This window comes from Paenibacillus sp. FSL H7-689 (genome assembly GCF_000517905.1).
GTDB classification, from domain to species: domain Bacteria; phylum Bacillota; class Bacilli; order Paenibacillales; family Paenibacillaceae; genus Paenibacillus; species Paenibacillus amylolyticus.
The window spans coordinates 234,314-246,252 of the sequence record NZ_ASPU01000013.1 but is presented as its reverse complement, the minus strand read 5'-3'; the positions used below and the strand labels follow the sequence as shown (position 1 = coordinate 246,252).

Here is an 11,939-nt window from a genome sequence, read left to right as displayed (position 1 = left end):
GGAGTTATATAATCCATGAATGATACTATAGCAGGTAGCCAGATTCGTTTCATATTGGATGCGGAAGATAAAGAGATTCGTGCGGGTCGCATGACTGGCAGTGGCGGCAAAAGCCCACGAGGGGAATCGTATGATTTTACCAACTATTATATGACTCGTAATGTTAAACCCCATATTCCGGTGGTAGGTGAGTTTCATTTCTCCAGATTTGCTTACTTGCAGTGGGAAGAAGAATTACTGAAGATGAAGGCAGGCGGGGTGAGCATTATCGCTTCCTATGTTTTCTGGAATTTTCACGAGGAGCAGGAAGGCGAATTTAATTGGTCAGGAAATCTGAATTTGCGGCACTTTGTGGATATGTGTGGCAAACATGAGCTGCCTCTGATCGTACGAATTGGTCCATTCTGTCATGGGGAAGTGCGTAATGGTGGAATGCCGGATTGGTTATTCAGTTATCCATTTGAAGTCAGGTCGAACGATGAAGGATATCTGTATTACGCTAAGCGATTATATCGGGAGATTGCCCGTCAGCTCAACGGCTGCTTTTATCAGGAGGGTGGCCCTGTTATCGGGGTACAGTTGGAAAATGAGTATATGCACGCTGGCGCACCCATGGATGCCTGGGGATATACCCGCGAAAAATACATTTCCTCCGGCCGGGACGGGCGAGAACATCTGAAGATACTTCGCCATATTGCCGAAGAAGTCGGTATGAAGCCGATGTTCTATACTGCCACGGCCTGGGGCAATGCTGCGGTGCCTGAAGAAGGAACATTGCCTATGCTAGCGGGGTATGCGTACACACCATGGATTCCCAATCAGGCTCCAAGCCGGGAGTATTTATTCCGGGATCTGCATATGAATCCTGTGGAAGAAGTGGATTATGACAGTCTGGAGTACCCTGCTGCGTATTGCGAGCTTGCTGGAGGCATGCAGGTCAGTTATCACGCTCGTCCGGTTGTTGATGCGGACAGTGTCGAGGCGATGACCATTGTGAAACTTGCGAACGGCAGCAATCTGGTTGGGTATTATATGTATCACGGGGGAACCAATCCGATAGGCAAAAATTCATATATGAACGAGCAAGCATTGCCGAAAATGACGTATGATTACCAATCGCCACTCGGAGAATTTGGACGTGTCGGTGAATCGTATGACCGCATTCGTACCTTGTCCATGTTCCTGGAAGGATACGGTGAGTTACTTGCCCCAATGGGCTGTGTTGTACCGGATGGTCAACATGGGATAACACCGGAGAACACGATGGATATGCGTTGGTCTGTTCGCCAACAAGATGGCTCGGGATTCCTGTTCATGAATAATTATCAGGATCATGTGGCGATGCCTGATCGAGACATACAATTGGAACTGCATACCAGCAAAGGGACTGCTTTTTATCCAAGAGAAGGAACAATGCAGCTGAAATCCGGCATGGCAGCCATTCTGCCTTTCCATATGAATCTGAATGGAATGAAGATCATTAGTGCTACCGTTCAGCCACTGACCCGATTTATGGTAAATCAGGAGCTTACGGCTGTCTTTTATGCCCATGAAGGCATGGCGCCTGAGTATGTTGTTGATGCATCATCTGTTACAAATGTGGAGATGCCCGAAGGTACAATATCAGAGCAGGGGAATGAAGTTGTGATACATCCGATTGCCGGCAAGGACCATCATCTGGGGATTACAACATCGGACGGTATAGCCATACGTATCATTACATTAACCCGTGAAGAGGCATTACATGCCTACCGTTTCCGTGTGGGCGGAGAAGAAAGGCTTGTAATTAGCAGCAGTCATCTGTATGTACAGAATGAGATGCTCCTATGTACATCTGTGGAGCAACCAGAGATGGAGGTATCCTTTTATCCGGCTCCAGAGCATGTTTCAGCTTCGAAATATGCTGTGTCATCCCAGTCGAAGCAGGGAATATTCGGTACGTATACATTCCAAGTTTCTTCTTACGAGCCTGCTGTAGAGGTTGATTATCCGAAAGAGTATGCAGCAACACTGAGATTGGACACAGCGTGGCCGGAACAAGTAGATGACGTGTGGATTGAGATTGATTATGAAGGAGACGTTGCAACAGCACATATTCATCATCAGATGTTAACGGATCATATTCACTATGGACACAGCTGGATGCTTGGTTTGAAGCAATCCCGTCATTTGTTGGCTGATCACGCGCTTCGTCTGTCTATAACCCCAATTCGAAAAGGGACGACTGAGAGTTATGTGAATCAGGCTTATGTGGAGCGGTTTGAGGGCGTGGAGATTGGAAAGTTTAATGAAATTCGGGTGAGACCACAGTATCGGGTTGGTTTGGTATTGGCGGGAGTTAGAGAAGACACTTAGTCTAAATCAGGAGTTAAACAAAATAACAGATAAACAAGATTTAAACAAGAGTTAACTTTAGTTAATAATACAGAGGGTTCTTTCTCCGAACGATTGTGAGGGGAGAGAACCTTTTTTTGCTGTGTTATGTAAAAACAAATGATTCCTAATCATGGTAAAAAGATCTTGACTGGTAAGCGTTTTCAATTTATTATAACTTCATAACCTTAACGATAAAGTTTATTTAAACTAAATAACGTGACTTATATAAAGTTTTTTGTTATTTATTTAATAAAAAAAAACTTCCATTACCAACGATTTTAGTTAACTTCTTGCCTAGAGCAGGGTTAATTGAAATAAAAAAACAAATACAGGAGGTTCCAAACGAATGGTTAATCTGAAAAAGTGTACAATCTTCACGGTTATTGCTACACTCATGTTCATGGTATTAGGGAGTGCAGCACCCAAAGCATCTGCTGCTACAGGATTTTATGTAAGCGGTAACAAGTTATACGATTCCACAGGCAAGGCTTTTGTCATGAGAGGTGTTAATCACGGACATTCCTGGTTCAAAAATGATTTGAATACCGCTATCCCTGCAATCGCCAAAACAGGTGCCAATACGGTACGCATTGTTCTTTCGAATGGTAGCCTGTACACCAAAGATGATCTGAACGCTGTTAAAAATATTATTAATGTGGTTAACCAAAATAAAATGATAGCTGTACTCGAGGTCCATGACGCCACAGGGAAAGATGATTATAATTCGTTGGATGCGGCGGTGAACTATTGGATTAGTATTAAGGAAGCTTTGATTGGCAAAGAAGATCGGGTCATCGTCAACATCGCCAATGAATGGTATGGAACGTGGAATGGAAGTGCGTGGGCTGATGGTTACAAAAAAGCCATACCGAAACTCCGAAATGCGGGAATTAAAAATACGCTAATTGTAGATGCAGCCGGATGGGGACAGTTCCCTCAATCCATCGTGGATTATGGACAAAGTGTATTTGCAGCCGATTCTCAGAAAAATACCGTCTTCTCCATTCATATGTATGAGTATGCTGGCAAAGATGCTGCAACGGTCAAAGCCAATATGGAGAATGTGCTGAACAAAGGATTGGCTCTGATCATTGGTGAATTCGGGGGATATCACACAAACGGTGATGTGGACGAGTATGCTATTATGAGATATGGTCAGGAAAAAGGGGTAGGCTGGCTTGCCTGGTCTTGGTACGGAAACAGCTCCGGTCTGAACTATCTGGACATGGCCACAGGTCCGAACGGAAGCTTAACGAGTTTTGGCAACACCGTAGTTAATGATACCTATGGTATTAAAAACACTTCTCAAAAAGCGGGGATTTTCTAATCCGCCGTTGAAACAGGAACACTCTGACGGTTACGTCAGGGTGTTTTTCTAATAAAATAGCTCAATTTATAATGACTTTTGAATATTTCCGTTTGGTTTTAAAATATTTTGTTTTCAAAATAAAACAAAGATGTTAAACTCGGATTAGGAATAAAACAAACATTATCGGAGGGAAACAAATGGTACAGAGTTTATGGAATGCATCGCAGGCATCTGAGAAAACAACAGGACTTGAGCAGTTGGTTTACCGATCCAATCTGATTGGGACTGATCGCAGTGTATGTAACATCTACGGTGGTAATACGTCTACCAAAACGACAGTGAAGGATTTTCGTGGTCGTGATGTAGAAGTAATGTATGTGAAGGGAAGCGGCTCTGATCTGGGTTCCATGGAAGCGAAACATTTTACCGGACTTGGGCTCGAAGACATTCGACCATTAATTGAACGTGAATCCATGTCGGATGAAGAGATGGTTGAATATCTGGGACATTGCATGATTGATGCCAAGCACCCACGTGCCTCTATCGAGACTCTGCTGCATGCGTTTCTTCCATATAAACATGTTGATCATACGCACCCGGATGCCATTATCAGCTTGTGCTGTGCACATAACGGCAAGGAATTGGCGAGAGAGATCTACGGTGATCGTTTTGTATGGGTACCTTATGTACGTCCAGGGTTTACGTTATCTAAAATGATTGCTGAAAGCGTATTCTCGAATCCCAATGCCGAACTCGTACTGATGGAAAAACACGGACTTGTCACTTGGGGAGAAACATCCGAGGAATGTTACGCTCAGACCATCAAGATTATCAATGAAGCAGACTCATTCATCGAAGCACGAGTGAACGAAGAAAGTTTGTTCGGCGGTGTGAAACACCCGGCACTGGCCGCTGATGTTCGTCGTCAGATCGTATCACGTGTGATGCCAACGATTCGTGGAGCGGTATCGGATAGCAAAAAAATGATTTTGTCCTTTGATGATCAAGAGGACGTACTTGCTTTTGTGGGTGGAGCAGATTCCCCGGAATTGTCTCAGGTGGGTGCAGCTTGCCCGGATCATCTGGTACATACCAAAGTGGTACCTCTGTTCATTGATTGGACACCGGATGCGGAAGATATCGAAGGCTTAAAAGCCAAGCTGGTAGAAGGTGTCGCGGCCTACAAAGAGCAATATCAACAGTATTTTGAGAGCAACAAAAACGAAGGTGATGTCATGTTCGAAGCGGCACCACGCGTTATCCTCATTCCAGGTGTGGGCATGATCAACACAGGCAAGAGCTGGGCGCTTTCCCAAGTAAGCGGAGCGTTGTATCACAGAGCGATTGCCGTTATGCGTGGGGCTACTAGCTTGGGCCAATTCGTATCACTTAGTGCAAACGAGTCTTACAATGTGGAGTACTGGCCGCTGGAATTGTACAAATTGTCTTTGGCTCCAGCAGAAACCGAATTCTCCCGTAAAGTGGCGTTTATTACAGGCGGCGCAGGCGGGATCGGAAGTGAAACAGCACGCAGATTGGTATCTGAAGGCGCACATGTGGTGCTTGCTGATCTCAACCTGGAGGGCGCACAGAAGGTAGCACAGGAAATCAATGATCAGTACGGTGAGAATCGTGCTTATGCGCTGAAAATGGACGTAACCGATGAGGAAGCCGTTCAATCTGCGTATGCAGATGTTGCGGTGCAATATGGCGGAGTGGATATCATCGTGAACAATGCAGGATTGGCCACATCCAGCCCATTTGACGAAACATCCCTGAAAGAATGGAACCTGAATATGAATGTTCTGGGTACAGGGTATTTCCTCGTGGCTCGTGAAGCGTTCAAGCTGATGAAACAGCAGGGTATTGGGGGTAGCATGGTATTTATCGGGTCCAAGAACTCGGTGTATGCAGGTAAAAGTGCCTCGGCTTACAGCTCAGCAAAAGCGCTGGAAGCACATCTGGCACGTTGCATTGCAGCAGAAGGTGGAGAGTATGGCATTCGTGTCAACACGATTCTTCCAGATGCCATTCTACAGGGTTCAGCGATCTGGAACGGTTCCTGGAGAAACGAACGTGCAGCGGCATATGGAATTGAACCGGATCAATTGGAAGAGTATTATCGCAAGCGGACGACATTACTCGTGAATATCTATCCAAGAGATATTGCGGAAGGAATTGCATTCTTTGCTTCTTCGAAATCCGAAAAAACAACCGGTTGTATGATGACCATTGATGGCGGTGTACCGGCAGCATTTACACGTTAAAATAGGAGGGTTCTTGCGGATGGATAACCAAGTCAAGCAAGCGTATGAAGCAGCCAAGGCATTGTATGCCCAGCACGGAATTGATACGGACGAGGTACTGAACAAACTCGCGGAGATCAAAGTATCCGTACACTGCTGGCAAGGCGACGATGTCAAAGGTTTTCTGAATAAAGATGGGGAGTTAACAGGGGGTATTTCCGTTACCGGTCAATATCCGGGGGCTGCGACAACCCCTGCGGAGCTTCGTAACGATCTGGAGCAAGCTTTTGCTCTGATTCCCGGCAAACATAAGGTCAATCTGCACGCGATCTACACGGATACAGACGAGCAGGTTGAACTGGATCAGATTGAGCCAAAGCATTATGAGAACTGGGTAAAATGGGCTAAAGAACAAGGACTCGGTCTGGATTTCAACCCAACATGTTTTTCCCATGAAAAATCAAGTGACGGGTTCACGCTCAGTCATCCAGATCCTGAAATTCGCAAGTTCTGGATTGATCACTGCAAGGCATCCCGCCGGATTGGTGCTTATTTCGGGGAACAGCTTGGTCAGACTTGTGTAACCAATGTATGGGTACCGGACGGATTCAAAGATAATCCGGTTGATCGGTTGACACCACGCAAACGTCTCAAAGAATCGCTGGATGAAGTATTCGGCGAACCACTTAACCCGGAGCACAACCTGGACGCGGTAGAGAGTAAGCTGTTTGGTCTGGGTTCGGAAGCATATGTGGTGGGTTCTCATGAATTCTATATGGGTTACGGTTTGCAAAATGATACGTTAATCTGCCTGGATGCGGGTCATTTCCATCCTACAGAGGTTATTTCCAATAAACTGTCGTCATTGTCTTTGTTTACAAGCGGCATCCTGCTTCACGTAAGCCGCCCGATGCGTTGGGATAGTGACCATGTGGTAATCATGGACGATGAGCTGCTGGAAATTGCCCGTGAACTGGTTCGACATGATCTGCTTGCGACCACACATATTGGACTGGATTTCTTTGATGCAAGTATTAACCGTGTAGCTGCATGGGTTGTGGGTACTCGTAACACGATCAAAGCTCTTCTGCGTGCGATGCTCGAACCAGTGGATTCCTTGAAACAAGCCGAGTTGGAAGGGGATTACACGTTGCGCCTTGCCTTAACGGAAGAGTTCAAATCCTATCCGTTTGGCGCGATCTGGGACTACTATTGTGCTCAGCAAGGCGTTCCAGTTCGTGAGAAGTGGATCACCGATATCAAATCCTATGAACAAGACGTATTACTACAGCGTGATAAATCATTGGTGTAACTGTATTTACGTTTCGTCTAAACCACTATGGAATGAAAATTCCATGGTGGTTTTTTGGCATAATCACGCTGAAATGCATAACTGAGGCGATTGCTTCCATACTAGGAATATAGATCCGTATCGTATACGATTGCCACGCAGAGGAGGAATAATAGAGTTGAATCTAGCCCACAACAAACTGTATATCGCTGCACTTGGCGGCGTGAATGAAATAGGAAAGAATATGTATTTCATCCAGTACCATCAGGACATCATCGTGATTGACTGTGGTTCGAAGTTTCCTGATGAGACATTGCCTGGTATTGATCTGATCATTCCGGATGTAACGTATCTGCTGGAGAATCTGGATAAAGTAAGGGGTCTTGTAGTTACCCATGGACATGAAGATCACATCGGTGGCATTCCCTATTTGTTAAAACAAATGAACATTCCGGTGTATGCATCCAGGCTCACTCGTGGGCTGATCGAACTTAAACTGAAAGAGCATGGGTTGCTGCGCAAAGCCGACTTGCATACGATCGATGCTCATTCCAGCATTACGCTGGGAGGGATCGAGGTTTCTTTTTTTGCAACCAGCCATAGTATACCGGATTGTCTTGGTATCTTTTTTCAGACCCCAGCAGGCAATGTTGTGCATACCGGAGATTTCAAATTTGATATGTCGCCTGTACATGGACCCTTCCCAGATCTGCACCGTATGGCCGAGATTGGCAAACAGGGTGTCCATATTTTGCTCTCCGAAAGTACCAATGCAGAAAGACCGGGATTTACACCTTCCGAGCGTGTTGTGGGAGACCACATTCTGGATGCCTTTATCCGTGCAAAACAAAAAGTATTTATCTCTACCTTTGCGTCGAATGTCAGCAGGGTACAGCAGATTGTGAATGCAGCATTCGAGACGGGGCGCAAACTGGCACTGTTGGGCAGAAGTATGGTGAATGTGGTATCGGTGGCCAGTGAATTGGGGTATTTGCAAGTTCCTGATGGATTGTTGATTGAAGCTATCGATTCGGATCAGTTTCCACCAGAACAAGTTGTTGTATTATGCACCGGTAGCCAGGGAGAAGCGATGGCAGCATTGTCACGTTTGGCATCCGGTAAACATCCTCACGTAAGAATTAACGCCGGGGACACGGTCATTATTGCTGCCGGAGCCATTCCGGGCAATGAACGAAATCTTGCACATGTAATTGATAACCTGTATGTTCTCGGAGCACGTGTGATATATGGTTCAAGTGGTGCTGCTGGGATGCATGTGTCCGGGCACGGCAGTCAGGAAGAACTCAAATTGATGCTTACCCTGATGAAACCGGATTATCTGATTCCGATCCACGGTGAGTTTCGCATGTTGTATCAACACAGACTGCTTGCTGAATCCGTAGGTATAGAGCGTGATCATGTGTTTATCGTGAATAATGGGGATATGGTCCAGTACAAAGACGGCATTGCTTCGCTGGGTCCCAAAATTGCATCAGGAAATAGTCTCGTAGACGGTCTGATCATGGGGGATGTCGGCAATATTGTACTTCGCGACCGCAGGCAACTGTCCTCCGATGGCATGCTGGTGATTGTGACTACACTGAGCAAAACGGAAAAACAGATGGTCACGTCACCCGAAATTATCTCCCGAGGGTTTGTATTTGTTAAGGATTCGGAAGAATTCATGCATGAGATCCATGAGCTTGTTCTATACCGGATGGGTGAGTTGACCGGGGCTGGGGTGAATCAGTGGAATGTGATCAAAAGAAAGCTGAAAGACGAGATCGGTCACTATATTTACGCTCAAACGAAGCGAAGACCTATGATCTTGCCAATTATTATTGAGGTCTGAGTCAGCAGGGATAGGGATTATCCTTGCCCTAATGGTCTGTGCAAACATGTATATGGAAGCTTAACAGCCTGATGAATGTCGGATCATACTTCGGTATGGACGTCACATTGCCATCGGGCTTTTGTTGTTTATTCGGAGTTGTACAACGTGATGTGTATTAAATGGAGTTGAATCAAATTCGCCATAGGTTCGCGATTCGAAGTATAATAAAAGGTAAACTAGTTAAAGAAACAAGAGGAGTCTTTATGAATAAAACGATTTCTGATATCGCTCAGATGGCAGGTGTGGCAAAAAGCACGGTCTCTCGCTTCCTGAATGGCGGATCGGTTAGTGAGGATACACGCCAGAAGATTGAGCGTATTATCAAACAATACAACTATGTTCCCAATACATTTGCACAGAGTCTGAAGGCTAAGAAGACCAGTATCATCGGTACGGTTGTGCCACGTCTTGATTCGTTTGCAACATCACAGACATTGATCGGAATTGATGAAGAACTGCGGAGTAATCAGTATCAGATGCTTATCGCAAATACGAGTCAGGACATGCAACGGGAGATTGATGCCATCTATGATTTTGCACGACAGAAGGTATCGGGTATTATTCTGCTGGCTGCTGAAGTGACCGAAGCACATCTGAAGGCCGTTGAGGATATACGGATTCCGGTGTTATTGGTAGGGCAGCAGCATGAGCAACTGCACAGTCTGGTTCACAATGATGATCAGGCAGGTTATGAGATGGGCAGATATGTCGTCGAACAGGGTCACCGCAAGATCGTGTATATGGGGGTTAGCGAGAAGGATCGGGCGGTAGGAATCTATCGTAAACAAGGGTTCCAGCGAGCAATCGCCGAGTGTGGTGGATGTGAAGTGAAGTATTATGAGACAAGCTTTAAGATGTCTGAAGCCATCGTTACCGCTGAAGCCATACTGAAAGAGACCACACCAACGATCATCGTGGGGGCCACGGATAATATCGCACTGGGTGTGATGAAGATTGCATTCTCCAATAAAATCCGCATACCGCAAGATTTGTCTGTTACGGGATTTGGCGGATATGATATTACGGAGATGATTCATCCCACGCTGACGACTGTGAAATATCATTATTTGCAGGCGGGCAAAGTAGCGGCGAATCACATTATTCGTCTGGTCAAAGGCGAGTCGGTGGAGGAACGAACAACACTGGACGTAGAACTAATTCCTCGAGAAAGCGTTGACAAATTATAAAAACATCCTTTATGATAATTCCATCGAACCGGTTCCATTATGAATATCCAATACGGATATGCGAATACGGGCAGGCATTAGTGCCATATGGAATTATTTTTTTGCGCCTAATGGAACCGGTTCCTATATTTTGAATGGAGAACAGCTATGAAAATGACTAGAGAGCAACGCTACAGACGAATTGAGCAAGCAGAGCCTGGAGAGATTGCGAAGCTTGAAGCACAGATATCCGTATGTCCTTGGAGACAAAGTTATCACATTCAGCCGATAACAGGTCTACTTAATGATCCTAACGGCTTTGCATATTATCAAGGCTATTATCATCTGTTCTATCAGTGGTTTCCACTTGGGACAGAACATGGCATGAAATACTGGTATCATACCCGCTCGAAGAATCTGGTGAACTGGGAAAATGTCGGGATTGGAATCGAACCGGGTGGCAGGTATGACTCACACGGAGCTTATTCCGGTAGCGCAATTGAAAAAGACGGCAAGCTGCACTTGCTATACACGGGCAATACCAGAGATGAGGATTGGGTCAGACATCCGTATCAATGCCTGGCAGTTATGGATGAAAGCGGTTCAGTAACCAAACTGAATGATCCCGTGATCTCGTCTGTGCCAGCCGGATACACGGAACACTTCAGAGATCCCAAGGTGTGGAAACAAGGAGACACGTATTATTGTGTAATTGGTGCGCAGAGAACAGACGAGACGGGATGTACAGTGCTGTATCGCTCCATTGATCTGAACAACTGGGAGTTCCTTGGTGAAATTCGTACGCAATTAACCTCCTTTGGTTACATGTGGGAGTGCCCGGATTATATGGAGATGGACGGGAAAGGTGTACTTGTCTTTTCCCCGCAAGGCTTAGATGCAGCGGGAGATCATTATCAGAATATTTTTCAATCTGGTTATCTGATCGGTGAGCCGCTCAATCTCCAGACGAGAGAGTTCAATCATGGTGAATTTCAGGAACTGGATCGTGGATTCGACTTCTATGCGCCGCAGACGATGCAGGGCCCGGACGGAAGACGTATTCTGGTTGGATGGATGGGACTTCCCGATCTGGAATATCCGACAGACGGTAGTGGCTGGGCTCATTGCCTGACCATTCCTCGGCAATTGTCACTCCGTGACGGCAAGTTAATTCAACAACCGGTTGCAGAGATGGTCCAATTACGTCAGCAGGAGGAAGGGACACATATTCGCGCAACGATTGATAATGAGAGTCGATCTTTCACTGGTTTTAATGGGATTGCCTATGAGCTGATATGTGAGATAAGCCATGTAGAAGCAGAGGTTGTAGGCATCGAATTCCGGGCAAATGGAACTGAAAAAACGGTTCTTCTGTATGATCGGATTCAGCTGAAAGTTGTCTTGGATCGGACGATGTCTGGTACCGAGCTGGCAGAGCAGAATGGTGTTGTACGAAAGTGCACACTTACTTCGGAAGTGATCAAGTTCCATCTGTTCGTAGATTCGTCTTCCGTCGAGATCTTTGTGAACGATGGGGAAGAGGTCTTTACCAGCCGCATTTTCCCAAGCCGGGACAGCGTGGACATTCATTTCTTTACACACGGAGGCAAAGCTGATTTTGAAGCAACTCAATGGAATTATTAAGTATTACGTGAGA

The 11,939-nt window shown here is 45.8% G+C and carries 7 protein-coding genes; all 7 read left to right on the top strand.

Annotation, left to right across the window (positions count from 1 at the left end; genetic code table 11):
- Positions 1-15 precede the first annotated feature (15 nt).
- The 7 genes from C170_RS08690 to C170_RS08660 all read left to right on the top strand — a co-directional run bounded on the left by C170_RS08690 (position 16) and on the right by C170_RS08660 (position 11,926).
- On the top strand, positions 16-2,355 hold the full coding sequence (locus tag C170_RS08690) for a beta-galactosidase (RefSeq protein ID WP_051447077.1): 2,340 nt from the start codon (positions 16-18) through the stop codon (positions 2,353-2,355).
- 415 nt (positions 2,356-2,770) lie between these two features.
- Complete coding sequence (locus tag C170_RS08685) at positions 2,771-3,703, top strand: glycoside hydrolase family 5 protein (protein ID WP_370739085.1); 933 nt, start codon at positions 2,771-2,773, stop codon at positions 3,701-3,703.
- A 179-nt stretch (positions 3,704-3,882) separates the two neighbouring features.
- Complete coding sequence (locus C170_RS08680) at positions 3,883-5,952, top strand: bifunctional rhamnulose-1-phosphate aldolase/short-chain dehydrogenase (RefSeq protein WP_036608476.1); 2,070 nt, start codon at positions 3,883-3,885, stop codon at positions 5,950-5,952.
- A gap of 19 nt (positions 5,953-5,971) precedes the next feature.
- Positions 5,972-7,243, top strand: a complete 1,272-nt coding sequence (gene rhaA / locus C170_RS08675; RefSeq protein ID WP_036608474.1) for an L-rhamnose isomerase — start codon at positions 5,972-5,974, stop codon at positions 7,241-7,243.
- A gap of 157 nt (positions 7,244-7,400) precedes the next feature.
- Entirely contained in the window at positions 7,401-9,074 is a 1,674-nt protein-coding gene (locus C170_RS08670; protein ID WP_036608472.1) for a ribonuclease J, read from the top strand.
- A gap of 245 nt (positions 9,075-9,319) precedes the next feature.
- Positions 9,320-10,303 (top strand): LacI family DNA-binding transcriptional regulator, encoded by a 984-nt coding sequence (locus C170_RS08665; protein ID WP_036608469.1) that lies wholly within the window; start codon positions 9,320-9,322, stop codon positions 10,301-10,303.
- Between the two features lie 147 nt (positions 10,304-10,450).
- A complete protein-coding gene (locus tag C170_RS08660; RefSeq protein ID WP_036608466.1) occupies positions 10,451-11,926 on the top strand; it encodes a glycoside hydrolase family 32 protein in 1,476 nt (491 codons plus the stop codon).
- The last annotated feature ends 13 nt before the right edge of the window (positions 11,927-11,939 follow it).

Excerpts from the sequence above, each read along its gene's own strand:
- C170_RS08690 (WP_051447077.1), top strand. The coding sequence starts at position 16 with ATGAATGATACTATAGCAGGTAGCCAGATTCGTTTCATATTGGATGCG.
- C170_RS08685 (WP_370739085.1), top strand. The coding sequence starts at position 2,771 with ATGTTCATGGTATTAGGGAGTGCAGCACCCAAAGCATCTGCTGCTACA.
- C170_RS08680 (WP_036608476.1), top strand. The coding sequence starts at position 3,883 with ATGGTACAGAGTTTATGGAATGCATCGCAGGCATCTGAGAAAACAACA.
- rhaA (WP_036608474.1), top strand. The coding sequence starts at position 5,972 with ATGGATAACCAAGTCAAGCAAGCGTATGAAGCAGCCAAGGCATTGTAT.
- C170_RS08665 (WP_036608469.1), top strand. The coding sequence starts at position 9,320 with ATGAATAAAACGATTTCTGATATCGCTCAGATGGCAGGTGTGGCAAAA.
- C170_RS08660 (WP_036608466.1), top strand. The coding sequence starts at position 10,451 with ATGAAAATGACTAGAGAGCAACGCTACAGACGAATTGAGCAAGCAGAG.